General features: G+C 36.9%; 27 protein-coding genes. 6 read left to right on the top strand and 21 right to left on the bottom strand.

Features of this window, described 5'->3' with window-relative positions:
* Positions 1 to 108 precede the first annotated feature (108 nt).
* The 3 genes from ACWNCI_RS00910 (at position 109) to ACWNCI_RS00900 (ending at position 2,405) form a co-directional block, all read left to right on the top strand.
* Positions 109 to 1,170: a 3-oxoacyl-ACP synthase III family protein gene (locus ACWNCI_RS00910; RefSeq protein WP_346986076.1), complete on the top strand. Its 1,062-nt coding sequence runs from the start codon at positions 109 to 111 to the stop codon at positions 1,168 to 1,170.
* A 253-nt stretch (positions 1,171 to 1,423) separates the two neighbouring features.
* Positions 1,424 to 1,618, top strand: coding sequence for a cold-shock protein (locus ACWNCI_RS00905; RefSeq protein WP_042721939.1), 195 nt, complete (start codon positions 1,424 to 1,426; stop codon positions 1,616 to 1,618).
* 286 nt (positions 1,619 to 1,904) lie between these two features.
* Positions 1,905 to 2,405 (top strand): hypothetical protein, encoded by a 501-nt coding sequence (locus ACWNCI_RS00900; RefSeq protein ID WP_346986077.1) that lies wholly within the window; start codon positions 1,905 to 1,907, stop codon positions 2,403 to 2,405.
* Positions 2,406 to 2,438: 33 nt separating this feature from the next.
* On the opposite strand, the gene ACWNCI_RS00895 is transcribed toward ACWNCI_RS00900, so the two are convergent.
* The 7 genes from ACWNCI_RS00895 to queG form a co-directional block, all read right to left on the bottom strand.
* Positions 2,439 to 3,134, bottom strand: coding sequence for a VIT1/CCC1 transporter family protein (locus ACWNCI_RS00895; protein WP_346986078.1), 696 nt, complete (start codon positions 3,132 to 3,134; stop codon positions 2,439 to 2,441).
* 58 nt (positions 3,135 to 3,192) lie between these two features.
* Complete coding sequence (locus ACWNCI_RS00890; protein WP_449386793.1) at positions 3,193 to 4,497, bottom strand: cryptochrome/photolyase family protein; 1,305 nt, start codon at positions 4,495 to 4,497, stop codon at positions 3,193 to 3,195.
* Between the two features lie 2 nt (positions 4,498 to 4,499).
* Complete coding sequence (locus tag ACWNCI_RS00885) at positions 4,500 to 4,964, bottom strand: SRPBCC family protein (protein WP_449386792.1); 465 nt, start codon at positions 4,962 to 4,964, stop codon at positions 4,500 to 4,502.
* 91 nt (positions 4,965 to 5,055) lie between these two features.
* Positions 5,056 to 5,805 carry a T9SS type A sorting domain-containing protein gene (locus ACWNCI_RS00880; protein ID WP_449386791.1) on the bottom strand — a complete coding sequence of 250 codons (750 nt, stop codon included), beginning with the start codon at positions 5,803 to 5,805 and terminating at the stop codon, positions 5,056 to 5,058.
* Between the two features lie 208 nt (positions 5,806 to 6,013).
* On the bottom strand, positions 6,014 to 6,139 hold the full coding sequence (locus ACWNCI_RS00875) for a hypothetical protein (protein ID WP_449386790.1): 126 nt from the start codon (positions 6,137 to 6,139) through the stop codon (positions 6,014 to 6,016).
* 77 nt (positions 6,140 to 6,216) lie between these two features.
* Positions 6,217 to 6,894: a TIGR02117 family protein gene (locus ACWNCI_RS00870; protein ID WP_449386789.1), complete on the bottom strand. Its 678-nt coding sequence runs from the start codon at positions 6,892 to 6,894 to the stop codon at positions 6,217 to 6,219.
* Positions 6,895 to 7,235: 341 nt separating this feature from the next.
* A complete protein-coding gene (queG, locus tag ACWNCI_RS00865; protein ID WP_449386788.1) occupies positions 7,236 to 8,180 on the bottom strand; it encodes a tRNA epoxyqueuosine(34) reductase QueG in 945 nt (314 codons plus the stop codon).
* Positions 8,181 to 8,303: 123 nt separating this feature from the next.
* Here queG and ACWNCI_RS00860 point away from each other — a divergent pair, with 123 nt between their 5' ends.
* Complete coding sequence (locus tag ACWNCI_RS00860) at positions 8,304 to 8,603, top strand: rhodanese-like domain-containing protein (RefSeq protein WP_449386787.1); 300 nt, start codon at positions 8,304 to 8,306, stop codon at positions 8,601 to 8,603.
* 256 nt (positions 8,604 to 8,859) lie between these two features.
* On the opposite strand, the gene ACWNCI_RS00855 is transcribed toward ACWNCI_RS00860, so the two are convergent.
* The 11 genes from ACWNCI_RS00855 to ACWNCI_RS00805 all read right to left on the bottom strand — a co-directional run bounded on the left by ACWNCI_RS00855 (position 8,860) and on the right by ACWNCI_RS00805 (position 22,648).
* On the bottom strand, positions 8,860 to 9,849 hold the full coding sequence (locus ACWNCI_RS00855; RefSeq protein WP_449386786.1) for an NAD(P)H-dependent flavin oxidoreductase: 990 nt from the start codon (positions 9,847 to 9,849) through the stop codon (positions 8,860 to 8,862).
* Between the two features lie 79 nt (positions 9,850 to 9,928).
* Positions 9,929 to 11,299 carry a peptidylprolyl isomerase gene (locus tag ACWNCI_RS00850; RefSeq protein WP_346986086.1) on the bottom strand — a complete coding sequence of 457 codons (1,371 nt, stop codon included), beginning with the start codon at positions 11,297 to 11,299 and terminating at the stop codon, positions 9,929 to 9,931.
* 88 nt (positions 11,300 to 11,387) lie between these two features.
* Positions 11,388 to 12,311 (bottom strand): PfkB family carbohydrate kinase, encoded by a 924-nt coding sequence (locus tag ACWNCI_RS00845; protein WP_449386785.1) that lies wholly within the window; start codon positions 12,309 to 12,311, stop codon positions 11,388 to 11,390.
* A gap of 27 nt (positions 12,312 to 12,338) precedes the next feature.
* Entirely contained in the window at positions 12,339 to 12,896 is a 558-nt protein-coding gene (gene gldD, locus ACWNCI_RS00840; RefSeq protein WP_449386784.1) for a gliding motility lipoprotein GldD, read from the bottom strand.
* A gap of 203 nt (positions 12,897 to 13,099) precedes the next feature.
* On the bottom strand, positions 13,100 to 14,143 hold the full coding sequence (gene mutY / locus ACWNCI_RS00835; RefSeq protein WP_449386783.1) for an A/G-specific adenine glycosylase: 1,044 nt from the start codon (positions 14,141 to 14,143) through the stop codon (positions 13,100 to 13,102).
* A 32-nt stretch (positions 14,144 to 14,175) separates the two neighbouring features.
* Entirely contained in the window at positions 14,176 to 14,622 is a 447-nt protein-coding gene (locus tag ACWNCI_RS00830) for a hypothetical protein (RefSeq protein WP_449386782.1), read from the bottom strand.
* A 71-nt stretch (positions 14,623 to 14,693) separates the two neighbouring features.
* The gene (locus ACWNCI_RS00825; protein ID WP_346986090.1) at positions 14,694 to 16,055 is read right to left on the bottom strand and encodes a DUF5458 family protein; all 1,362 of its coding nucleotides are present in this window, start codon (positions 16,053 to 16,055) and stop codon (positions 14,694 to 14,696) included.
* Positions 16,056 to 16,075: 20 nt separating this feature from the next.
* The gene (locus tag ACWNCI_RS00820; protein WP_449386781.1) at positions 16,076 to 16,522 is read right to left on the bottom strand and encodes a type VI secretion system contractile sheath small subunit; all 447 of its coding nucleotides are present in this window, start codon (positions 16,520 to 16,522) and stop codon (positions 16,076 to 16,078) included.
* A gap of 256 nt (positions 16,523 to 16,778) precedes the next feature.
* Positions 16,779 to 18,875 (bottom strand): M13 family metallopeptidase, encoded by a 2,097-nt coding sequence (locus ACWNCI_RS00815; protein WP_449386780.1) that lies wholly within the window; start codon positions 18,873 to 18,875, stop codon positions 16,779 to 16,781.
* A gap of 406 nt (positions 18,876 to 19,281) precedes the next feature.
* Entirely contained in the window at positions 19,282 to 21,309 is a 2,028-nt protein-coding gene (locus tag ACWNCI_RS00810) for a M13 family metallopeptidase (protein ID WP_346986093.1), read from the bottom strand.
* A 76-nt stretch (positions 21,310 to 21,385) separates the two neighbouring features.
* Positions 21,386 to 22,648, bottom strand: coding sequence for a CinA family nicotinamide mononucleotide deamidase-related protein (locus ACWNCI_RS00805; protein ID WP_449386779.1), 1,263 nt, complete (start codon positions 22,646 to 22,648; stop codon positions 21,386 to 21,388).
* Between the two features lie 113 nt (positions 22,649 to 22,761).
* Here ACWNCI_RS00805 and ACWNCI_RS00800 point away from each other — a divergent pair, with 113 nt between their 5' ends.
* Positions 22,762 to 23,235: a DUF7832 domain-containing protein gene (locus ACWNCI_RS00800; RefSeq protein WP_449386778.1), complete on the top strand. Its 474-nt coding sequence runs from the start codon at positions 22,762 to 22,764 to the stop codon at positions 23,233 to 23,235.
* 105 nt (positions 23,236 to 23,340) lie between these two features.
* On the opposite strand, the gene ACWNCI_RS00795 is transcribed toward ACWNCI_RS00800, so the two are convergent.
* On the bottom strand, positions 23,341 to 23,880 hold the full coding sequence (locus ACWNCI_RS00795) for a lipocalin family protein (RefSeq protein WP_346986095.1): 540 nt from the start codon (positions 23,878 to 23,880) through the stop codon (positions 23,341 to 23,343).
* Positions 23,881 to 24,074: 194 nt separating this feature from the next.
* Here ACWNCI_RS00795 and ACWNCI_RS00790 point away from each other — a divergent pair, with 194 nt between their 5' ends.
* Complete coding sequence (locus tag ACWNCI_RS00790; RefSeq protein ID WP_346986096.1) at positions 24,075 to 24,455, top strand: SpoIIAA family protein; 381 nt, start codon at positions 24,075 to 24,077, stop codon at positions 24,453 to 24,455.
* A 54-nt stretch (positions 24,456 to 24,509) separates the two neighbouring features.
* Here ACWNCI_RS00790 and ACWNCI_RS00785 read toward each other — a convergent pair whose 3' ends face one another.
* Both ACWNCI_RS00785 and lipA read right to left on the bottom strand, forming a co-directional pair.
* Positions 24,510 to 25,706, bottom strand: a complete 1,197-nt coding sequence (locus ACWNCI_RS00785; RefSeq protein ID WP_449386777.1) for an MFS transporter — start codon at positions 25,704 to 25,706, stop codon at positions 24,510 to 24,512.
* Between the two features lie 266 nt (positions 25,707 to 25,972).
* Positions 25,973 to 26,839 (bottom strand): lipoyl synthase, encoded by an 867-nt coding sequence (gene lipA / locus ACWNCI_RS00780; protein WP_346986098.1) that lies wholly within the window; start codon positions 26,837 to 26,839, stop codon positions 25,973 to 25,975.
* Between the last annotated feature and the right edge of the window lie 3 nt (positions 26,840 to 26,842).

The following is a 26,842-nucleotide window of genomic DNA, read 5'->3' as shown; positions in this document are numbered from 1 at the left end:
ATAAATCCGCAGATTATGTTATGCACTTCATGATAAATCAGGAAGTCAGCAAGCTGAACAATTGTTCAGCTATTTCATTTTAGTTAAGATTAGAATCTATTTTTAGATATGACAAGCAAAATCATAGGGGTAGGAAATTACATACCATCAGAAACCATCAACAATTTATTTTTCGATAATCACGTTTTCCTGAATGAAGAAGGAATATTATTGAATGATACCAATGCCTCGATTACAAAAAAATTACAAAAAATCACAGGTATTGAAGAAAGAAGATATGCTAATAGTTCGCAGGTGACATCGGATCTGGGTTTCATTGCAGCTCAATCGGCGATACAGGATTCCGGGATAGATCCGGAAACGCTGGACTATATTATATTTGCGCATAATTTTGGAGACGTGCGTTTCGGAACAATTCAGTCTGACACGGTTCCGAGTCTGGCTTCCAGGGTTAAACATTTATTAAAGATCAAAAATAACTTCTGTGTGGCCTACGATGTGCTTTTCGGATGCCCCGGATGGATCGAAGGAGTAATACAGGCGAATGCATTTATCCGGTCAGGAATTGCAAAAAGATGTCTGGTTATTGGTGGCGAAACTCTCTCGAGGGTAGTAGACATTCATGACAGAGACAGCATGATTTATGCAGACGGGGCCGGTGCAGTGATTCTCGAAGCCAATAATTCTGATGATTCGGGGATAAAATCTCATTTGTCGGCATCTTATACACTTAACGAAAAAGATTTTCTGTATTTTGGAAAATCCTATAATAACGAAAGCTGTCCGGATACGAAATATATCAAAATGGAAGGCCGGAAAATTTATGAATTTGCCCTTTCCAATGTTCCGGATGCCATGAAAAAGTGCCTTGACCATAGTGGATATTCTATTAACGATCTTAATAAAATAATTATTCATCAGGCTAATGAAAAGATGGATGAGGCTATTGTGGAAAGATTCTATCAACTGTATAACACGAGTGTTCCATCCGGAATAATGCCCATGGTAATCAGCAAATTAGGAAACAGCAGTGTGGCAACGATACCTACTTTACTTACCATGATTCTAAAGAACGAACTGGAATCGCATACAATAAAAAAAGACGATATTATTCTCTTCGCATCGGTAGGAGCCGGAATGAATATCAATGCACTTGTTTATAAATTTTAAGAATGACAAAACTCTTATTTTATACGCCGGCTCGGAATATACAAATATATTTTGGACAATCAATCACTTAAATTGAATTTATTATACTATTTTTGTTGTATATTTGTCCCATAAAACAGACATCTGTCTTTTCTATTCTATAGAATATGCTTGCATTTTTTTCAGATTAGTTTTCAGCAGTCATTTTATTTTTAAACAATAAGTCATAGCACAAGGCTTTAGACTTAACAATAATTTTTTTAATACCATTACAATGCAAGAAGGCACAGTAAAATTTTTTAACGAAGCAAAAGGCTTCGGATTCATCTCACCTGCAGACGGAAGCAGAGACGTTTTTGTACATTCTTCAGGATTGATTTCAAGATCTATCCGCGAGAACGACAAAGTAGTTTATGAGGTACAGCAAAGCGAAAAAGGCTTAAATGCTGTGAACGTAAAATTGGCATAAGACCAATCGATCAATGTATTGACAGGTAAGATACGGATCTTCATTTGAGATTTTCTCAATAAGCCAAATCCTTTTATACGATCTGTATTTATCCTTTTTAAATATCTAAATATTTTGTCTTTACAGACATTTATATATGTCATCAGCCTCTCACAATGTGAGAGGTTTGTTTTTTATCAGCCAACCGTAAAGATTAATGCTAAAATAATTTTATCGTTTTTCACAATTTATTTATCTTCGTTTTTTAAACTAATTACAGATAATTTTGCCTCAAGAAATAGTAAATATGCCAGTCAGCTCCTCTCATAAACTGATTCCGATGACGGATTTCGTGATAGAATATTATTCACATGAAGGATATGCTGATCTTCAGACCTTAAAACTGATGAATAATTATGCTACATTTCTTAAAAAGCCATTAAGCTTAGGAATGTTTGTCCCGGTAGATGCAAAAGGAAACATTCTGAAAGAGCCGAAAAATTATACCTCCTGGAAATCGCTGGAACATAACAGAAAAGGAACTGATAACAAGATTGACAGCACCGCATTTGAAGAATATAAAATATACCAGAAGGCTGAAAGAAAATGTCTTTTTGAAGGTTTCAGGATCGCTTACAATGGCTATTCTGTAGTCAGAATCACGACAACATACGATGAATCTATCGAGCTTTCATTTAATAAAAGTGAAATGGCATTTCAGAAATTCAAAGATGTAGAATCACTGAATCATTTTGATGAAATATATTTAAATGCCAATGCGCTCAAAAAATTAGGCCTTCGCAAATAAAATGTCCGTACATCTTTTAATGATAAATCGTTTTTAAGAAACACTTACCCCGAAAAGATGGCCTATCAAAGCCGTAACTCCCATAGCAACAGTTCCCCAGAAGCTTATTCTTAATATCGCCATCCCGATATTTGAGCCGCCGGTTTTTGCCGAAAGAGCTCCCAAAATAATCAGAAAAACAATAGAAAATCCATACTGAAAATACACCATGGAAGTAATCGGTGCCAACAATGAAACAGCAAACGGAAGCAATGCTCCCAAAGCGAAAGAACCAAAAGAAGCAATAGCAGCCTGCAAAGGTTTTGCCTGAGTAATTTCATTAATTCCAAGTTCATCATGAGCATGCGCTGCTAATGCATCATGCTCGGTAAGTTCGGTAGCAACTTTCAGGGCAGTTTCTTTACTTACCCCTCTTTTTTCGTAGATTTTGGCAAGTTCCAGCAATTCGATTTCAGGCATTTCCTCTAATTCCTTTTTTTCGCGAAGAAGATCTGCCTTTTCGGTATCTTCCTGCGAACTCACAGAGACATATTCTCCTGCAGCCATGGACATTGCTCCGGCTATCATCCCAGCCAAAGCAGCAAGAATAATCGTATTACGGTCCGGAGTCGCCGCCGCAACTCCAATCACAATACTTGTGGTGGAAAGCAACCCATCGTTAGCTCCTAAAACAGCCGCTCTCAGCCAGCCCACTCTATTGACGTAATGTTTTTCTAACTGATAATGCATACTTTAAATTTAGCAATAAATACTATAAGTTAATTTAAAGATTCTTAAAAATCAATTTTTATTTTTCCTTTACGGCTTTTCCGTAGACTTCAAGTGCTCTTTTCCTTGCAAAAACATGTTCTACGATTGGCTTAATTTGTATCTCTTTTCCAGGAATCCATTTTTTGATATATTTTTGGTCGCTGTCAAATTTTTTAGTCTGCTCAGAAGGATTGAAAACCCTGAAATATGGTGCCGCATCACATCCGCACCCCGCCGCCCATTGCCAGTTTCCGTTGTTGGATGAAAGTTCATAATCCAATAGCTTTTTTGCAAAATAAGATTCTCCCCACCGCCAGTCGATCAACAAATGTTTCGTCAGGAAACTCGCCACGATCATTCTCACTCTGTTATGCATGAAGCCTGTGGCATTCAGCTGGCGCATTCCTGCATCTACAATAGGGTAGCCGGTTTGTCCTTTGCACCAAAGTTCAAATTCTTTTTCATTATTTCGCCATTCGATATTTTCATATTTTTCTTTGAATGAATGCTTTACCACTTTCGGAAAATGATAAAGAATCTGCATGAAAAACTCTCTCCATATCAACTCATTAAGCCAGGTTTCATTATGTTCTGAAGCAAACTGGACGCATCGGCGAACAGAGATTGTACCAAAGCGCAAAGCAACACCCAAATGTGTCGTATGATCCATAGCCGGGAAATCCCTGTATTTATCATAATCATCAATAATTGATTTTTTAAGAATCGGTTTAATGAATTTTATATCCGTTTTCTTAAATCCAATATCTTCAAGTTCGGGAAATTCAGGAAGGTTATATTTTAAAAGACTTGAAAAATTTGTGCTGAAATGTTCAATTTTACTTTCGTGGAGAAACTCTTTCCACTTTTTGGAATAAGGCGTATAAACTGTATAAGGCGTACCGTCTTTTTTTAAAACTTCATCTTTTTCAAAAATTACCTGGTCTTTAAAACTTTTAAATACGATTCTATTGCTTTGAAGAAATTTTTCAATTTCCAAATCTCGCTGAATCGCCTCCGGTTCATAATCTGAATTGCAGAAAACCATATCAATATCATATTGCTGAACCAGTTTTTTGAATGCATCCAAAGGTTTTTCATGAAAAACAGTGATTCCGCTTTTATTCTCTTTTAATTCCTGATGAATTTCTTTGAGAGCCTGATGAAAATAATCTACTCTCCTATCAGATTTATCTTCCAGCTTACTTAAAATTCCTTTATCAAAAATAAAAACAGGCAGAACGTCCCTATGCTGTTTTAAAGCGTTATGTAGCGCACAATTATCTTCCAAACGCAAATCTCTGCGAAACCAGAAGACATTTATTTTATCTTTACTTTCAGGCATCCTTATTTGTGTTGATTGAAACGTTCCTCCAATACTTTAAACCGATAATCAAAAATATGCTGAAGCTTATCTTTAACAATAAGCTTATGGGCAATCTCGCCTAAAAAGCCGAATGGCAGTTCATAATCAACCGTATCTTTCATCAAAACACCATTTTCATTTTCTATGAATTCATGATGATGATGCCAAAGTTTATAAGGACCTTTTTTCTGAAAATCGGTAAAGCTCTTTCTGAAATCAACCTGTATAATCTCAGTTTTCCATTTCATTTTAATTCCGAACAGTGGCGAGACAAAATAATCAATGGTCATACCTTTATAGATTTCATCATTCTCAAATTTCGTCAGTACAACAAAATTCATATCTTCCGGAGTAATTTTGGAGAGGTTGCCCGCAGAAGAGAAAAACTTCCAGGCCGTATCGATGTTGCAATTCAATTGCTGTTCGCGAAAGAGTCTGTGTTTCATTATTTTTTTATTTGGAAATGCAATAAAAATACCACATTCCAGGCTTACAGCATTAAAATAAAAACCACTTTATAAAAAGTGGCCTTGTGTATTATTTTTTGATAAATTTACTTACCTGTCCGTTTTCAAGCTTCAGTAAAAATAATCCTTTATTAAGATGCTGGATATTGATCTGCTCATTTACCGAAACTGATCCTTCACTTATCTTTTCTCCTGAAACGCTAAAGATCGTGTACTTCTCATTTTTCTTTAAACCAGAAACTTTTATAAACTCAGAAGCAGGATTCGGATAAATTTTCGCTTCATCTTTTTTATCAGAAACTTCTGTAGCTGCAAGAGTGGATGCAATAGTAACCGGGAAGCTGAAGCTTTCCACTATGGCTCCATTAGCTTTGGCAGTAATCCAATTCAGATTATAAGTTCCTGAAGTAGAAGGATTTTTCAAAAGTCCCGTTACGGTAACCTGTATCTGGGCACCGGCAGGAATGGCAATTCCCATTGTTGCACCACCTGTTGAAAGCTGTATGCCACTGCTCCATGATCCGCCAACGCTTCCAAATGTTATATTACAAGGATAAGTAACCCCATTCACTTTAAAAGTAATATGCGAACCTAGATTATTTCCTCCTGAAACTGTCGTTAAAGAAGGATACGCTCCGGGTTTCGAGAAATAAAACACATTGGGATTAGCAGTCCCTGTACCTATCGCTTGTGTCGTGGTGTAATTAAAAGTATAAGTGGCATTCTGGCCTGTAGCATAATTACTCGCCGTCACGGAAGTCTGTGCTTTTGAAAACATAAGTCCACCACACACCATTGCAAAATGTAGAAATTTCTTCATTGATTTAATTTTAAATTTTAATTAATAATTCTAATTCTTAAAAGTAGAGTTATTTTACATAAACCCCTATTAATAAAAGAATACAAAAATAAAAATTAAATATTAAATTTTCATTATTTAAAAAATTTCAATGTGAAAATTCCATGTAATTATCACAATGATAGAATATTATTTTTTATCTATTAAACATTGAAAGTTTAATGGTATATCACATCAGAACAGGTTTTGAAGTTTCCTGAAGCATTGGGTCGATTTCTTTCATTGCTTTGTCTGAAACGGCAGGCAACCCCATCCATCCGGAGAACCAGCAGGGAAAGTTCTTATTAAGTACCAAAATATTGTAAGTAATTATATTTCCCTACAGGAAATCAACACAGAAAGAAAAGCAATCAGTACAAAATATTCTCCGCATTATTTATAATGTAGAAATATTCCGGTATCTGTAGGAGTCCAGAGTGCTGCTTTTTGTCCGGCTGCCTTCAGAGCATTATTGGCCCAGGTATTACAGGTATCAAGAAAACTGTATTTCCCCTTGGCATCATAAAATGCGTCATTATTTCCATAGACAGCATTTGTGGGAATCAGAATAAAATTTCCGTTTTGGTCTTTATCAAATTTATTTTCTACAAATTCTACCAGTTTTGTATACTGATTTCTGCTGATCATGATCATTTTACAGTCGTCACCTTCCTTCATCGTTTCATAGTATGTACAATGCATAGCAGATTCACTAAGCCAGAAGGCTGCTTTGAAAGCGGTTGAGAATTTAAGATCTGCCCACGTAGGCGTATCAAGATAAAACCCTTTATCGCCCCACCCTATCCCGACATATTGGTAGTCAGTCTTTTGAGATCTTGTATTAGAAAACGGAACTTCAGCGCTCCAGTCGTGAAGGTCATTTTTCACAGGCATCACAATGTCCGTATGCACCCCATTGGTGTAGATATAAACCGGAACTTCTTTCTTCTGACCATCATCTTTCGCCGAAACTTCAATAAAAGGCAGCAGATATCCCAAAGCTACATACAATACAACAATTCCTACAATGACTCCTAAAGTTTTAAGAATGATAAACAACATTTTTTTCACAGCCAGCTTTTTAATGATAGTTAATAAAATTTAATATTAATTTTCTCAAAAGTATTTGTTTTAAACTAATTTTTATTTAAATTTAAGTACAAAATGTTCACAAATATGCAGAAAAACTCCAAATCAAACAAAAGATTTAAAATAAGAGTAAAAGTGGCTCCAAAAAGAGTACAGAAAAAACGTTGATTTTTGGTGAGATATAATCTCCTGAAAGTCTTTTTTTTTGACCTTTACCTTTTAAAATCTTAACCTCTTTAAATATTAAATTTAAGGAATGGCTGTTTACCCTTTTTATTTTGGAAATTGAAAAGTTCCAGACAGGATTTTATCCCCAAAAAAAATCAGAGTTTATCTGACGTCTTTTCAATAAATTCAATATTCCTTTTCAACCCTGCAAACTTCGTTCTTTTTACGGGTGATTTTCTGAATATCTCTGAAAATAACTCCTGAGTAAGTTCTTTCCACTCTCCTTTTTTAAAATTTTTCAATGTTTCATTAGGTTTAAATTTACTCTGGTGATGAGGTGCAGAAAACCTGTTCCATGGGCAGACATCCTGGCAAACATCACACCCGAACATCCAGTCATCCATTTTATCTTTAAAATAATCGGGAATATCATTTTTCAGCTCTATTGTTGCGTAAGAAATGCATTTACTCCCATCGATCAGCTTTTCAGAAACAATGGCACTTGTCGGGCATGCATCGATACATTTTCGGCATGTTCCGCAATGATCTGTTGTTTCATGATCGGGAATCAATTCAAGATCGCAGATGATCTCCGCCAGAAAATAAAATGAACCATTCTGTTTCGTAATCAGATTGGCATTTTTACCGACCCATCCAATCCCTGATTTTCTCGCCCAGCTTCTTTCCAAAACAGGTGCAGAATCTACAAAAACCCGAAATCCGAATTCGCCGATCTCTTCCTGCAACCCCGAAACCATGTCTCTCAGAATCTCTTTTATCACTTCATGATAATCTTCAGCGTAAGCATATTTGGAAATTTTAAAGTTGTCTAGCGTTGAAATCTTTTCCTCGGGGAAATAATTGTAAGAAAGGGAAATCACGGACTTTGAACCTTCTACCAGCAATCTGGGATCCAGTCTTTTATCAAAATGATTTTCCATGTACTTCATTTCGCCATGAAAATTATTCTTCAGCCATTCTTCCAATGGTCTTGCATCTTCTTCCAAAAAATCAGCTCTGGAAATACCACAGCTTTGAAAGCCAAAACTTTTTGCCCTGGCTTTTATCAACTGTGAATATTTTTCCGCGTTTGAATTCATGATTTTTACATTGCAAAACTAAGATTATTTTATAAATTTGTTTGAGCTTTGGGATTGAATTGCTGTATAACATTCTACAATAATTTATTTTCAAAAAATTAACTCTAAAATATTAATACAATTATGTCTTTATCAGAAGTTTTAAAATCAGGAAATTATGAATTAATTGACGTTCGGGAGCCAATGGAGCTTGAAATGGACGGAAGTATAGACGGTGCTAAAAATATTCCTTTAGGTGAAGTGGAGGACAGACAAGATGAGGTTCTTTCTATCGAAAAACCAGTGATCATTTTCTGTAGAAGCGGAAACAGAAGCGGAAAAGCTTTGGAATATCTTAACGCACAAGGTCTGAAAGAAGGGTACAACGGCGGTGGCTGGGCAGAACTGAAACAGGCTATAGAAGCAAATCAGGGAACTTTTTAAGTTCCCTTTTTTTATGTAAATGTGACGATAAATATTCTTCCTTAATAAGCATTTCCAGATCTAATTTTGAGCATTTCACTCAGATCACCGACCATTTTACTCGGATCACGAAGCTTTTTGCACCATCACCGAACCTTTTTGCTTAAATTTCTAACCTTTTTGCTCGGATCACGGACCTTTTTACTTCGTCATTAAACCTTTTAGGATAAACGTAGAGCCTTTTTACTCAGAATAAGACCCTTTGACTTTATCAGCATCAAAATGAAGGTATTTTGGCCGCCTCAAATTCTTGTAATAAATTCTTAAAAACTGTTTTTACGGGAAGTACTTCATCAATCAATGCCGAAACCTGTCCTATTTCCAGTTCGCCCTCTTCCATGTCACCTTCAAACATTCCGCGTTTAGCTCTTGCGCGCCCTAAAGAAGCAATAAGCGACTCTTTATTTCTTCCTATATTATAAATCTCTTCCAGTTCATTGAAAAATTTATTTTTCACCATTCTTACGGGGGCAAGCTCTTTCAAAGTAAGATGAGTATCCCCTTCCTGAAGTTCCGTTATTTTTTTCTTCCAGTTGTCATGCGCACTTGCCTCTGTCGTAGCGGCAAAACGCGAACCGATCTGTACACCGTCGGCCCCAAGGATCATGGCAGCTTTTATCTGGGCCCCTAAGGCAATCCCTCCTGCTGCGATCAATGGTTTTGAAATATGTTTTTTTACATTGGGAATAAGGCAGAACGTTGTGGTTTCATCTCGTCCGTTGTGACCTCCTGCTTCGAAGCCTTCAGCTACAATAGCGTCCACTCCGGCATCTTCACATTTCATGGCAAATTTTGTAGATGAAACAACGTGCGCCACCTTTAATCCTTCTTTCTGAAGAGTTTCGGTGTACGTTTTAGGATTGCCTGCCGAGGTAAAAACAATCTTCACACCTTCCTCTAAAATGATCTGTATGATCTCATCAATATTCGGGTAAAGCATCGGAACATTCACGCCAAAAGGTTTATCAGTGGCTTGTTTACATTTCTGAATATTTTCCCTTAAAACATCAGGATACATACTTCCGGCCCCGATCAGGCCAAGACCACCGCAGTTGGAAACCGCTGAAGCTAATTTCCATCCGGAATGCCAAATCATCCCACCTTGAATGATTGGATATTGTATATTAAATAGTTCCGTAATTTTATTTTGCTGGGATTGCATTTCGTGAAGCTTTTTTGCTGAATTAAAATCTATAAAATTGCTCATATGGTAAAAATACTAAAACCTGGGATTTTATATAAGTTTTAAACAAAAAAAACCTTCAGAAAAATCTGAAGGTCGTGTATTATTTTTTCATTGAATCTTTCTTCCATCTCCCTTTGAAAGCGCAGTTGTCATAGCGGCTGTCAATCGAAATAAATGTTGTCGGAAGTTTTGAATTTACAAACTTTTCCAGCATTTCATTTCTTGTTTTGTTGAGTGCCAATTGCTTGATTCTGTCATAATCAGTTTCCAGCGTAATCTTGTGTGCAGGGATTACGTCTTCCATTTTAATGATCTTTACAACCTTTCTCTCTCTTTCATCTTTATCATCAAAAGCATTGGTAATATCACCTTTATTAAGACCTGCCAATTCATAGCTGATGGTTCCCGGAACGGTTTCCCTTTCTATTTTACTGGAACCGTCTGCACCAGCAATTACCCCTGCGTTAAATTTTGTTCTTTTATCATCAGAAAACTTAAAAGCAGCATCTTTAAAACTTATTTTACCATCAATAATTAATCCTCTGATACTGTCTAATTTCACTTTTGCCGTTTTTATTTCATCATCGGTAGGCGTTGCCATTAAAAGAATATGCCTTGCATCATAGATCTTCCCTGATTTTTTTACCAGCTGGATGATATGATATCCGAATTCGGATTCTATCGGATCGGAAATTTCACCTTCCTGAAGATTCAGAGCTGCTGCTTCAAAAGGTTTTACCATCTGGCCTTTAGAAATATTTTTCATCAGACCTCCGTTTGATGCTGACCCCGGATCTTCAGAATAAATTCTAGCCTGGCTTTCGAAGCTTTCTCCTCCTTCGATATCTTTCTTTATTTTTTTCAGTCGGTTGATCAGATCCTCTTTATGCGCTTCCGTAAGTTTAGGAAACATCATGATCTGCGACAGTGAAACCTCATCTTTCACTTCAGGAAGCTGAGTTTTGTACATATTGTAGAAATCAGTTACCTCATTAGGAGTAACGTCTGCCTTCTCAGTGATTCTCTGATATTTTGCCTGTCCGTAATATTGATCCGTATCGATTTTTTCAATCGCATTTTTCATTTCGTATCCGTTTCTGAACTTATAGGCAGCCAACATGGTTTTTTCATCTGGAAACTGGGAAAGCAACTGCTGATATTTTGCATTGGCCTGCTCCTTGATTGCCGCAGAACGATTATCAATTAATGTATCTTTTTTTGCTTCGTAAACGAGAAGTTTGTTGTTGAGAAGGTTTTCCAGAAACTCACACTTATCTATATTAGAAGCTCCCTGCTGTTTTGCGTAGTTCATCTGTTCGTTCACATCAGATTCCAAAACAATTTCATCACCAATTACAGCAGAAATACCATCCACTAAATCTCCTTGTTTCAACTGCGCATTCATTGTATTTGCACCGAACAACATGATGAAAATTCCAAAAAGAAAAGTGATCTTAAGTTTATTTATCATTTTACTATTTTAAACAAGTTGCAAATTTAGAATTCTTAACGAATTACACTAAATTTTTTATTATAAATATTTCTTAAAAAAGACGTATTTACTGTAGTTCGACATCAAAAGTCGTTAATTCTTTAAATTGTTTTAATCTTGCGAACATATCTGCTTCATTTACTTCCTGAATTCTTTCTGTTCCGAATTTTTCAACGGTGAAAGAAGCCATTGCAGAACCTACGATCAATGCAGACTTCATGGTTTCAAAATCAATCTTACCTTTTTTAGCCAGATAAGCCGCAAAACCACCGGCGAAAGTATCTCCCGCTCCGGTAGGATCAAATACATCTTCCAATGGCAATGCAGGAATCGCAAATACTTTACTGTCATGGAAAAGCAAAGCCCCGTGCTCTCCTTTTTTGATAATGACATATTCAGGACCCATTTCGTGAATCTTTTTGGCTGCTTTTACCAAAGAATATTCTCCGGAAAGCTGTCTTGCTTCTTCATCATTAATGGTGATAACGTCTGTTTTGGCAATCATATCCATTAAAATATCCCAGGCACTATCCATCCAGAAATTCATAGTATCAAGAATAACTAATTTCGGACGGTTATGCATTTTTTCAAGAACTGAAAGCTGTACGCCCGGGTGAAGATTTCCTAATAATAGAATCTCTGCATCCTGCATAGAATCAGGAATTTTAGGATCGAAGTTTTCCAGGACGTTCACTTCTGTTGCCAGTGTATCTCTTGTATTAAGGTCATTGTGATATTTACCAGACCAGAAAAAGGTTTTGCCTTCTTTTACGATCTCGATCCCTTCGATATTTATGTCTCTATCGGTAAACATATCCAGATGCTCCTGAGGAAAATCGCCTCCCACTACGGAAACAATCCCGGATTTCACACCCAAAATAGATGAAGTGATCCCGATATATGTTGCTGCACCTCCCAAAATTTTATCTGTTTTCCCAAATGGTGTTTCGATTGCATCGAATGCAACACTTCCTACAACTAAAAGTTTCATATTATTTTCAAAGTATATTAAAGTAAATTAATTTTTCCATTCAAATGTGTCCAGCAGATGTTTCATATCTTTTTTGATATAATCTACTGCAGGAGCCAAAGAATCAGGCTTTGGTCTTGTGTTAAAATATAAATAAGCCGTTACAAAATGTCTCGTGCTGTCTGTAATGTAGAATTGAAGGTTTGAAGCACTTTGCCCTTTAAGTTCATAAAAATTTCCATAGACTTTCCTGTCAGGATATTCAAATGACTTGGTATCGATTGAGCTTGCTTTGATTGTATGTTCGTAAACCATTTTTTCAGCTTCCTGGATGTGTGCCGCGAAATCGTTTTTAATCGGATAGTACGTCACAAAGACTTTTGCTTTCATTTTCGGGTAGTTCAGATAATACCAGCAAGGTCTTTTGGCATCTGTTATTTTTGCAAAATCAGAGTATTCAAATGTGTAGGCACAATTGTTTTCAAACTTCTGATACTTCGGTGCAGGATATTCCAGGCGAAGCTCACCATACGGCTTCGGGACAGGATCTTTTCCGCAAGATACCAAAAGTAAGGCCGCAAAAATAAAAAAGGCGTTTTTAAACATTTTGCAAAAGTACAAATTAGATTTTAGATTTAGGAAGACAAATTTCAGGATTTCAATGAGTTTTGAAATTGGAATTAAATTTTGTTTGGGAAATTTGTTTTTAACGCATAGCTCGCAAAGATTTTGTTGCAATTGTTATGCATATTCTGAGTTCGCAAACGCGTTTCACTCAGCAAAGAAATATGATAAATATTTCTTTTATTTTACAAGATTCTGTATGCTGAATTATAACTTTCAATATAATTTTCCAAAGGTTTTGGGAAAGACATTTCATGTGAACCTTCAACATCTGCTGTAATGTATTGATTTTCTTTAATAAATTTTACCCAAACTTCTTCAGAATCTACCTCAACGTTAAAAATTTCTATGCTCAAATTCTTATGGGTTAATTTATGGCTGATCATTTTCACACTTTTAATAAAAGGAATAAGCTCATCGGAAATTTCAGGCGGAAATTCAAACAACTTTTTCCAGATGAAATCATCTTTTCTCTGCTGAATTAAAAACTGTCCGTTTCGGTGAACGAAATAATATTTTAAATCTAAATCTGCTGCCTTTACTTTTTTTGTTTTAACCGGAAATTCGGAAACCCTATTCATTGAAAAAGCCAGACAATCGCTATTTAACGGACATTCTCTGCATAGCGGATTTTTCGGTTTACAGATCTCTGATCCCAGATCCATCATCGCCTGATTGAAATCTCCAACATTATCCGGTAATATTAAATGTGCCAGCTCAGAAAAATAACTGAAAGCCCGTGAATTGGAAATATCAAAATCATCTGCAAAAATACGGCTGAGAACACGGTAGAAATTTCCGTCCACCGCAGGAATTTTACCTTCAAAACAAATACTGAAAACTGCTGCGGCTGTATATTTTCCGACACCTTTCAGCTTCAGAATCTCTTCATATTCATGAGGAAAAACTCCATGATAATCGTTCATGATCTGCTGCGCCGCTTTATGAACATTTATGGCCCTTGAATAATATCCTAATCCTTTCCAATAGAGTAAAACTTCATTTTCTTCAGCTTCCGCCAGTGTTTTAACATCCGGAAATCTTGCAATAAAATTATTGTAGTGATTCAGACCTTGATTGATTCTTGTCTGCTGAAAAACAATCTCACAAATCCATATTTTATACGGATCTTTTGTCTGCCGGAACGGAAGATCTCTGGCGTTGGTTTTATACCAGGCCAAAAGTTTATCGCCGATAGGTCTGAAATCTGAATTTTTTATTTTTTCCAAAAGTTCTTCTTCATTAATGCTGCAAAGATAATTTAATTTTCCTGTTTCACCGGATAGACAGGAGCAGCCTTAAGCCATTGATATTTCAGATGTTTGTCTTTTGCAATAAATCGGTAGCCTTCAAGTTTTTTAAGATAAGCGTACATGGGAGATTTCAGTTTCAGTCTTTGATTTGACAAAATCTGCAAAGGAAAATTAACAATAGAATCTCTGGTTGTTTTTAGCACTTCACCGGATTTTATTTTATAGATAAAAACTGCACGTCCACGGCCTTTAGAGCTATCGGACAGCTTAATATCTGAAGTAGAAATAACAAGATCACTCGCATCAAAACATTCCTGTTCGTTCATAATATATGCTTTACCTTCCTGTCGTTCGTCTGCAAAAAGATCGATTTTGTGTTCCTGCTGAAGTTTTTTTTCCTCGCAACCGGAAACAAAAATAAGTAATGGCAAAAAGTATAATAATCTGCCTTTCATATTAAAATATTTAGTGATTTGATAGAAAAAAACCGATGTAAAAATGCATCGGCTTTTATTAATGATATATTTTATTCCTGTGCGTATTCTGCATCCCACTCATTTCCATCGTCTCCTTTGTGACCGTCAAGTTTAATCACGAAACTCTTTGTCGGGAAGTACGGTGTCAGACGGATGTCAAGCCATACTCTGTCTTTGTTGACTCTGTCCTGTTCAAATCGAACAATTTTAAATTTCTCGATCAGTTTATCCGGACCTTTGATATTGTCCAGGAACTGAACAATCTGTCTTCTAAGATCATCCTCGTTCTTTGCATTCCAGTTTTCGAAAGCTCTTCTGTTTAGGAAATCCAATAAAACTTTTGTTACATAATCAAATACACGGACAACAGAATATGTCTGCAGACCGATATTATCACCCGTAAACAATGTTTTTGCTGAAAATGCCATGATCTTACCGTATTCATTCACCATCGGAACAAGTCCCATTTTTTCCAGTTGTGAAATTTCGCTTTTCTTTAATTCGAATTTTACAGCGTCAACTTCATTAATATTACCATGCTTTTTACCTGCTGCCACCTGAGACATCAGTGTTTTATGGATTTTTCCAGCCAGTGAAGTTGATGGCGGAAGCTCTACATTCTCTTCCTCTCCCACTTCTTCAGCTCTTCCACGGCCAACCAACCAGTTACACGTCATAATAACATTACTTCTGTGTAGTTCACCACCTGTAAGATTTGCAGAGTGAAACAGATCGACAACATCATCCGGCTTATCAAGATTGGCAAAGTCGGTAACCATCATTACTTTGTTTTCGTTACAGATCTTCGCCCATTTTTCGATGACTTTATTTGATCCAAGATACCCCGGAATTGCTAAAATCGAATAGTTATCCCTAAGATCAAGACGGTCGTAATAGTTTTTAAATTCTTCTGCAATCGCGTCAATAAATAATGGATTATCAAGATCCGAAACCTGATCCAGGCTTGCATTAACGATACTTACGTTGTCTACTTTATCAAGTTCTGTATTCTTATAAAACTGAGCTACAGTTCTGTAGTTAGTTTCCAGCTGACGTACCGCATCTAATGTATTCTTAAGATTTGATTTTAAACTCTGGTCTGCTGCCTGAGCTTTAGATTTGCACGTTTCAGCCATTTTATCTGCCGAATCATTGCCTTCCAGGAGGTTCATCCAAAGATTTATTTTTTGAAGAAGCTCTTTTCTCTCTTCTTCTTTATTACCATCATTAAGGAATATCTCTTTCCTGGCTTTTCTTGTAGGGTTCATGTTTGCGATACCGTCTACAACGGATTCTACAAAACCGAAACCACCTATTTTATTGAGTTCGGCAAGCGGGTTGCCCTTCGGTTGCCCTGCGTGTTGCTGTTGTCCCTGTTGTTGGTTTTCAGCTGCCTGTAATTTACTATCCATGATTAATGTAAGTCTTTAGATTATTTTTCAAGTTCTTGGGCCACTTCCTTTAATACTTCGATAAACGCAGCTCTCGTCTGATCGTTTTCCAGCATATTGCGCAGAATTTTATTGGTTTTCAGCTGACGTACAATTTTATTGTATTGTTCCTGCTCCATGCTGAGCTGCTGAAGATACGCTGATTTCTGGGTAAGATTTTTTGGGGTGAAGTCCGCAAGATTCTGAAAACGGAATTCCTCTTCTACTACACTGCCATCTTCCGTCTGGTGCTGAACACTCACAGAAGGCTGGAAATGTTTGAAGACGTCATCCACAGTCTTTAGACCGGTTACAATTTCAGGAACATAAGACTCGTCTGTAGTAAGCTGGCTCACGATCAGCGACTTATTTTCCTGTATGCTCTGAATAGCTTCATTAGCGTCTACTTTCACTTCGTTTCCGCCAACGCCATAATTAAACATTGCCATATTATTGTTATTTTGAGATTTTCTATCTTGGTGTGAATTGTATTTATCAGCATCAAATAACTGACCAATCCAATGTTTAAATTTAAAAAAAAACTGTAACATACAAAATTTTGTTAAGATTTTTCTTGAAATATTTAATTTAAATGACAAATATTAATCAAAAATCAACATTTTACGATTACTAAACTAGGAAAAATTAAATAAAAAAACGCACCATTTCTGATGCGTTTTTCGTTTCTAACAATTTTTGGCTTGTTTACCAAATTTTTATTCTGTCTTCAGGAGCTTTGTACATTTTGTCGCCAGGTTTGATATCAAATGCTTTAATAAATGCATCCTGATTCACTAACGGACCGAATGCCCTGAATACTCCAGGAGAATGTGGGTCTGTTTTCACCTGGTTGGTCATATATTGATCCGTAGATTTTGTTCTCCAAACCGTTGCCCAGCTCATAAAGAATCTCTGATCCTGCGTGAAACCGCTTATTAACCCCGGATTTCCGTGATCTTTAAGATACATCTGAAGTGCATCGTAAGCAACCGCTACTCCACCTAAATCTCCGATGTTTTCACCACTGGTAAATTTACCGTTAACGAAACTTCCTTTCACAGGCTCATAAGCGCTGTACTGCGCCGCAAGCTCACCTACTTTAGCATCGAAGTTCTTACGGTCTTCATCTGTCCACCAGTTATTTAGGTTTCCGTCACCATCAAATCTGGAACCACTGTCGTCGAACCCATGAGAAATCTCATGACCGATTACCGCGCCAATTCCGCCAAAGTTTACCGCTGCATCTGCCTTAGGATTATAGAACGGAGGCTGAAGAATCGCCGCAGGAAATACAATCTCATTGTTGGATCCATTGTAATATGCATTTACCGTCTGCGGAGTCATTCCCCATTCTGTTTTGTCGACTGGTTTTCCTATTTTATCAAGGCTTCTCTGGTACTGCCAGGCAGAAACATTCTGAAGATTCGAGTATAATGTGGCACCGGCTTTCGGAGATTCTACTTTTAATTGAGTATAGTCTTTCCATTTATCCGGATAAGCGATTTTTACCGTGAATTTGGATAATTTTTCCTGAGCTTTCACCTTCGTGGCAGGAGACATCCAGTCCATATCATTGATGTGCTGTTTAAATGATTTTAAGATATAATCAATATACGTTTCCATCTGTGCTTTGGCTTCGGGAGTGAAATATTTTTCTACATACAGTTTACCGAAAGCTTCACCAAGAACTCCGTTCACAAGGGAAAGTCCTCTCTTGTTCATCGGACGCTGCTCTTTTTGTCCCTGCAGATATTTAGAATAGAAATCAAATCTGATCTGTTCAAGATTTTCGTCCAGATTACTTGCATTACCATTAATTAAATGATATTTAAGATAATCCTTTAGCAACGGAAGATTTTTCTGGGTAAGGAAAGAGTCCATATTCTGATAATACTTCAGTTCTCCGATGATTACCCTATCTGTATTTACCCCTGCATCCTTAAGATATTTTTGAAGATTCACATTTTTCACCAAAGCCGGCAATTCAGAGACATTTTTCGGATTGTATCTTAAATTGGCATCTCTGTTTTGTTCAAGCGTTAATAAATAATTAGCCAGCTGCTTTTCAAAATCCACTACATTTTTTGCTGAAGCTTCAGTATTTTTATATCCTAAAACGCCAAAGAGCTTTCCTATATAAGACTGGTATTCTGCTAAGGTTTTGGTATTGGCTTCGTTTACTTTCTGGTAATAATCTCTTCCCAAACCAAGATCCGGACCGCCAAGATATACTGCATTCATTTTAGAATTCTTCATATCTGCGCCTACTCTCCATCCGTAGAAAGAATTGTCGCCCAATTTAGTCGCTTCAAGCAGATACTTTTGAAGATCATTAAGGTTTTTGATGGCATCAATTTTAGCCAAATCACCTTTAATAGGTGCCAGGCCTTCTGCATTTCTTTTACCTGTATCCATAAATGAGGCATAAAGATTCTGGATTTTCTGTCCTTCGGAACCTGCAGGATAAGATTCGGATAAAATTTTATTTAAAATGTCCAAAGAAGCATCATCTACATTTTCTCTCAGTGCATTGAAAGATCCCCAGCTCGCTTTATCTGATGGAATCTGAGTGGTTTTCACCCAATTTCCGTTTACATAGCTAAAAAAATCATCCTGCGGACGTACAGATTTATCCATATAAGATAAATTGATCCCTTCTTCTTTCATTTCCTCTTTTGCCGGCTCTGCAACAACTTCTTTCACGGTTTCCGGTTTTTGCGTATCTGCTGTTTTTGCTGTACCACATGAACTTAAAAATACAAGCCCGGTGAAGGCCAGTATTCCGATATTTAACTTTTTCATTAAAAATATTTTTGATTTTTACACAAACTTATCAAATATACAAATTTTGATGATAAGTGATTAACCATAAACCGTAAATGATAAAATCCTGCAAGACAAAGCCAAGGTAGACCGATTATTTATTCAATAGGCGTAGAAAGAATGTGATATAAAAAGATCTTCTTCATTAAACTTAACTGACCAATATTTAAATTTAACGGATGCTACCGAAGAGATTTAATGATACACAGGAAATAAGTTTTGGCTGAAGCCCATATGTAGATTTCATCTCTTGTAAACGGGCTAAAGCCCGTTCCTATTGATGTGATGAATAGCGTTACAGAAATTTCGTTGCCAGCGTAAGCTGAAAAATAAGAGAAACAAAAAACCGCTCATTGCTGAACGGTTTTGGCATTTTCGGTAATGATTACCAGATTTTAATTCTGTCTGCAGGAGCTTTATACAATTTATCTCCCGGCTTCACGTCGAATGCTTTATAGAAAGCATCAACATTAATGATAGGTCCGAAACTTCTGAAATATCCCGGAGAGTGTGGATCTGTTTTCACCTGGTTGATCATGTATTTTTCACTAGACATCGTTCTCCAAACGGTTGCCCAGCTTAGGAAGAATCTTTGGTCCTGTGTGTATCCGCTGATAGTTCCAGGGTTTCCTTTATCTTTCAAATACATCTGAAGAGCATCGTAAGCGATGTTTACACCACCTAAGTCAGCAATATTTTCTCCATTTGTAAAAGTTCCGTTTACAAAAGTTCCTTTTACCGGCTCGTATTTGTCGTATTGAGCTGCCAGCGCTTTTGTTGCTTTTTCAAAATTGGCTTTATCTTCCGGAGTCCACCAGTCTACAAGGTTTCCGTCTGCATCGAACTGTGCACCGGAATCATCAAATCCGTGGCTCATTTCGTGACCGATAACAGCACCGATTCCACCGAAATTCACTGCGGCATCAGCTTTAGGATTAAAGAAAGGCGGTTGAAGAATAGCGGCAGGGAATACAATCTCGTTGTTTACCGGGTTGTAATAGGCATTCACCGTTTGTGGTGTCATTCCCCATTCCGATTTATCCACCGGTTTTCCGATTTTAGCCAAATCTTTATTGTACTGCCATTCTGTAATATTCTGAAGGTTTGAATACAGATTTCCTCCCTTAGATTCAGGAACGATCGTTAATTTAGAATAATCTTTCCATTTATCAGGATATGCAACTTTTACAGTGAATTTATTTAATTTCTGCATTGCTTTTTCCTTTGTTGTAGAAGACATCCAAGCCAGGTTATTGATGTGTACGGCAAAGCTTTTCTTTAAATAATCAATCAGCTCCACCATCTGTGCTTTGGCTTCTGCAGGGAAATATTTTTCAACATATAATTTTCCGAAAGCTTCTCCCAACGTTCCGTTGATTAATTCGTACCCTCTCTTGTTCAAAGCTCTCTGCTCCTGTTGCCCTCTTAAATATTTACCATAAAAAGCAAATCTCATATCACCCAGTTTTTCGCTTAGGTAAGAAGCGCTTCCGTTGATCATGTGGAATTTAAGATAATCCTTGATCACAGGAAGATTCTGAGTGCTGATAAATTTATCCAAGTTTTTGTAGTATCCCAATTCCCCGATAATCGCTTTGTCAGTTGTTACTCCTACTTTCTTAAGGTATCCCGGAAGATCTATATTCTTCACCAAAGCAGAAAGCTCAGGCATTGTTTTAGGATTGTACTGAAGCGTATTGTCACGGCTTTGCTCGTTGGTAAGATAGGTCTGAGCAATGCTTTTTTCGTAATCTACAATACCTTTTGCTGCTGCATCGGCATTTTTGTATCCTAATTCTTTCAGCATAGAAGCTACATACTTTGTGTATTCTGCGATAGCTTCTGTATTTTTATCGTTTACTTTCTGGTAATAATCTCTTCCTAAACCTAACGTTGCATTTCCTAAATACACCGCATTCATTTTAGAATCTTTAAGATCTGCATCTACGCCCCAGCCATAGAAAACGTTTTCTCCGTCTTTTGTAACGGAAGTAAGGTAATTCTGTAGATCCGTAAGATTTTTGATGGCGTCGATCTTATTGATATTTGCCTGAATCGGCTTGATTCCGTCTGCATTTCTCTTCTGCATATTCATGTAGGTAGCGTATAGATCCTGGATTTTTTTACCTTCCGTACCATCAGCAAATTTATCTTTAAGTAAAGAATTCAGAATGGTCATGGAATGGTTATCCGTATCTTCCGCCAGCTTGTTGAAACTTCCCCAAGTCGGTTTATCAGAAGGAATTTTAGCCGTTTTCATCCATGTTCCGCTCACGTAGTTATAGAAATCATCCTGAGGACGAACGGTTTTATCCATCAGACTAAGATCCAATCCTTTGTCTGAAGTTTGCGCGTTCACGTTCTGTGAACAAATCCCTGCTGCCAAAAGCAGAGAAAGCGTTAATTTTTTCATTATAATTACAATTTATACAATATGTATGTTTTATTTAACTTTTGTTACTTTAAAATTTTTCTGTTTTTAAAATATTTTATTTAATTTTTTTCTCAGAGATTAAAATCCCGACAAGATCCTGAATTACTTTCTGCGATACAAAATACATAAAATCCAGACGATCCAGATGCGGCATATAGAGTTTTGAGGTTACCACTTTTTCGTTAACTTTAATGGTATAAAAAACAGTTCCCACCTCTTTACCATCTTCCCCTTTTCCCGGACCGGCAACACCCGTTGTAGACAATGCAATATCAGTGTTGAATAATTTCTGGCAACCTTCCACCATTTCGGCAGCGACCTGTTCACTAACAACCGTAAATTCTTCTACCGTTTCTTTTTTTACCTTTAAAATTTCAATTTTCTTTTCTGTTGCGTACGCAACAATTCCTCCAAGAAAATAAGCAGAGCTTCCTGAATTTGAGGTTATCATTTTCGCGAGCTCACCGCCCGTACAGCTTTCTGCCGTTGAAACTGTCAGTTTTCGCTCCGATAAGATCTCAGCCAGTATTTTCTCAATTTTATCTTCTGAAGTGGCAATAACGTTATCTTTAATTAAAGGCATTACTTTCTGAATTTCCTCTTCAAGCTGTTGCTGTAAAAGCGTTTCATTTTCGCCGGTTGCGGTGAGACGCAGTTTAACGCGGGTTCCGACAGGAAGATACGACAGTGACAGATTCTGTGGCAAAGCCAGCTCCCAGTCTTCGATGGTGTCAGCCAGAATACTTTCGGGAATTCCCACTACGGAAACGATTCTTGAAGAAATATAATTCAGGCTGAACTTTTGTTGAAGATAAGGGATAATCTGATCCCTGATGAGTGGTTTTACTTCATAGGGAACTCCCGGAAGGCTGAACAGCAGTTTTCCGTCCTGCTCCATCATCATGCAGGGCGCCGTTCCGTAATGATTCTGAAAAACTTTTGATTTTGTAGGAACAAAAGCCTGCTCGCGGTTCCTTTCCAGGATTTCTATACGCCCGCGTCGCTCCATATACGCTTTGAGGTGATTGAAGGTTGCATCATCGAGGGTAATTTCGTCATTGAAAAATTCAGCGATGGCTTTTTTGGTTTTATCATCTCTTGTAGGTCCCAAGCCTCCGGTTGTGATGATTAAATCACCAATTTCAAAGGCAGATTTAATGGTATTTTTAATGATTTCAATTTCATCTGAGATTGTAATTATCTGCGAAACTCTTACGCCTATATTTTTTAATTCGTTCGCGATAAAGTTGGAATTGGTGTCTACGGTATTTCCCGAAAGGATTTCGTCACCAATAGTAATCAGAACAGCATCTTTCATATATTAATATTGAAAAAAATTCTTCACAAATGACGGAAAATTCTCCATGACCGGCAATATAAATTGATTTTTTCTATTTTTGGCTAAAATTGTTTACAACTATAATTAAAGATATGTCTAAATATGATGATGCTTCATGGCACTACGGCGGAGATTTTCCGGAAGGTCTGCCTGAAAAAAACGGGGCAACCCACACCGGAATGTTTCTCAACTGGTGTATTGATAAAGGTTTGGTATCACAGGAACTGCTTGAAGATTCACAAGAGGAAATCGAACGCTTAAAACGTCGAGATATCACCGGTGCAGAATTTGTAATAGATTCAATGGATGGGAAGTTCTCATCATATCTCAATTCTATGGGGAATGCTTTTGCTGAAGATTACTATAAAGATGAAACGGATTTTGGCAACAAATTCAGTTCATTTGCCGATGATTACGTGAATCTTTTTGATACTAAGGCAGAAGAAAATGATTACGAATACGAAACATTCTATCATATTGAAGATACATACGAAAATTATGACCTGATGAAACAGATCATCGATTATCGTTTTGAGGAATGGAAGGAGTATAAGGGTTTAAATTAAATTCATTGGGTTTGTCATTCTGACGAAGGAAGAATCATACATTAAAGTAGATTATTCGCTTCATTTCATTTCGTTCAGAATGACAAACTTTATGAATAATGGTAATTAATTATGTCTTACCCAGATGAGTTCATCTGTATTATATCCAACTTTTTTGGCTTTCTCTAAGAATCTTTGTCTGATACTTTCAGGGATTTCTTTGGTTCGGGAAAGGATCCAAAGATATTTTAAGCTGTTTCCCATCACCAGTGCATATTGATAGTCATCATCAATATCGACAACATTATAACCAGCCCAAATCGGTTTAAAAAATGAAACTTTTAAACGGGCTTCTGTTTCTTCATTCACAAATCTGGCCTCACCGATTGATTCTTTCCATTCTTTTTTTACATAGTTGTACCCTTTATTATCAACTTTGATGGTTCCGTCCGGATTTTTAGAATATGTTGCGGTAACGTTGTCCATATCTTTTTCAAATTTATAATCGAATCTGGCAATTTCGTACCATTTTCCCAGATATTTATCGGCATTAAAGTTTTTAACCGCTGTTGCCCCTTTGGGAATTCCTACGGAACATGAGTTTAAGATAAGCAATCCTATAATTCCCAACGAAACGGGAATGGCAATTTTCTGAAGAGTTTTCATAATAGAAAAATTTATGTGGTATCCTAAAACTTCAAAAATAATGCCTTAAACTCATATTAATAATTCCTGTACTGAATTTAGACGGATAACATACCACCTATTTCAGAGATTTAAATCTTTTGTTAACTCAATATTAATAATGGTTTACTTTTTGTTATCAACCTAAAATCTAAACCACAATAAAATATTACAATATGATAACGATTATTCCAGAAGCTCCGGAAAATGTTGCGGCTTTTAATGCAACGGGAGAAGTAACGAAAGAAGATTTTGAAAACCTGGTGATTCCGAGGGTAAAGCAAAAAGTAGATCAGTTCAATGAACTCAACTATTTATTGTATCTCGATACTGATCTGGATAATTTTACCATGGGAGCCTGGCTGCAGGATGCGCTTTTAGGATTAAAGAATTTAACAAAGTGGAACAGAACCGCTATTGTTACAGACAAAGAGGGCGTGCAGAACTTTACTGATATTTTCAGTGTAATGATGCCGGGAGAATTTAAGTCTTTCCCCAAAGGAAATCTTTACAATGCGCTTTACTGGTGCAAAAACGGAAATGAAGTAGAAGCATAAGCACGCTATTATAAAAGTAAAAAAGTACCGTCTTTAGAGATGGTACTTTTTGTTTTATTTTTCGCAGGAAACACATTCAGGTAAAGTTTCACTATTTGTTTTTGAGGCGTAGAGATATTTATATCTTATACTGATTACCAAACCTATAATCGTCATGAATACTCCAACAAGTGAAGGATAGTTGTAACTATAACCTTTTTCTAAAGGAATTCCTCCAAGAAATGCTCCCATCGCATTGGCAATATTGAATGCCGCCTGCATAAAAGCAGCAGCCATCATTTCGCTTTTCGGGGCGGCTTTCATCATCATAATATTAATCGGCGCAGCAACGGACATTGATAATGCTCCACAGACAAAGGTAAGAGCAAGCGAAACATTACGATACTCCGAAAGAAAAAAGACTCCGGCCAATGAAATCAACATCAAGAACAACAGCAAAGAACATGTTTTTTCAGGGCTCAGCCTGTCCGATAAATAGCCACCGACAAGATTACCGACCACCATTCCGGCTCCGGCAAGAATCATTACATAGGCCATATAGCTTTCTTTTATTCCTGAAACAATAGTCATAAGCGGCGTAATATAACTAAACCAGGTAAATAAGCCGCCAAAGCCAATCGCAGTAATCATTAATACCATCCATGCCTGTCTTTTATTAAGAAACTTAAGCTCTTCCATAAAATGAGTGTCTTTATTGGCTTCCATAGCGGGAAGCCAGAGTTTTAGAAATAGCAAAGCCAGTAATCCTATCACAGAAACAATAACAAAATACCATCTCCAATGAAAAGTGTGACCAATATAGGTTGCTAAGGGAACCATCGCAAGATTGGCAACCGTAAGTCCGGTAAACATTAATGAAATATTAAAAGCTTCTTTGCCTTTTGTCGCCATTCTGGCAGCAACCACTGTTCCTACTCCGAAAAATGCTCCATGCGGAAGACCGGAAAGAAAACGGATGATCATCATCGTTGTATAGTCGGGTGCCATTGCAGACAGCGCATTGAATAAAGTAAAAATGATCATCAAAGCCATTAATACTTTTTTTGGAGGAAACTTTACCGAATATCCGATCAGTAAAGGCGCACCGACCACAACACCGAAAGCATAGGCAGAAATCAGGTGTCCCGCTTCGGGAATGCTTATCTGTAATGTTTTTGCCATATCAGGAAGCAGCCCCATTATAGTAAACTCTGTTGTGCCTATTCCAAGCCCGCCGATCGCCAGAGGTAATATTTTTTTATCTATTTTCATTATCTTTTCTTAGAGGTGCAAAATTCGGCAGAGATAATCATTTATACTTTAACCAAAATGATTTAAATCTCCACTATATTAACCTTTTGCATTAAATTTAAACTCAATATAAATCAAGAAAGAACATAAAGTTAATTTTCAGATAAAAGTGAATCTTTAGATAAACACTTAATCCAATTAATAATCAAGCAGCCATTAACTGGTCTGCTATGATTTCAACTTTTATGTGTTAAAAAAATCGCTTCTTAAATGAAGCGATTTATATTTTAGTGAATATGTTTTTCTGCGTGATAAGAACTTCTCACCAAGGGCGAACTCTCCACATGCCTGAATCCCAGACTTCTTGCAAAATCTCCGAATTCATCAAATTCCTCAGGGGTGATAAATTTCTTTACAGGAAGATGCTTCTTTGTAGGCTGCAGATATTGTCCTAAAGTAATAATGTCCACATTTGCATTTCTGATGTCTTCAATAGTCTGAAAAACTTCATCTTTTGTTTCACCAAGACCGAGCATTACACCGGTTTTCGTTCTTCTTTGTCCGGCTTCTTTCAGATATCTTAAAACTTCAAGACTTCTTTCATATTTTGCCTGGATTCTTACTTCTCTCGTAAGGCGTTTTACCGTTTCCATATTGTGTGAAATCACTTCCGGGGCTACATCAACTAATCTGTCGATATGTTTTGTAATTCCTTGGAAATCCGGAATTAATGTTTCCATTGTTGTTCCCGGGGAGATTCTTCTAACTGCATTTACAGTTTCAGCCCAAAGAATTGAACCCATATCTTTCAAATCATCACGGTCAACCGAGGTTAAAACAGCATGTTTGATTTTCATTAATTTTATTGAACGGGCCACTTTTTCAGGTTCATCCCAGTTTACATCAAGCGGTTTTCCGGTTTTTACACCACAAAATCCACAGCTTCTGGTACAGATATTTCCTAAAATCATGAAAGTTGCTGTCCCTTCTCCCCAACATTCTCCCATATTCGGGCAACTCCCGCTCTGACAGATTGTATTTAATTTATATTTATCAACCAAAGTTCGCAGTTCTCTGTAATTCTTACCGGTAGGAAGTTTTACACGGATCCATTTTGGTTTCTGAACAGTTGTATTTTGAATTAAATCCTCCATGTA

The organism is Chryseobacterium lineare, assembly GCF_977014045.1.
The sequence above is the reverse complement of the archived record's forward strand: the minus strand, read 5'-3'. Positions and strand labels throughout refer to the sequence as shown.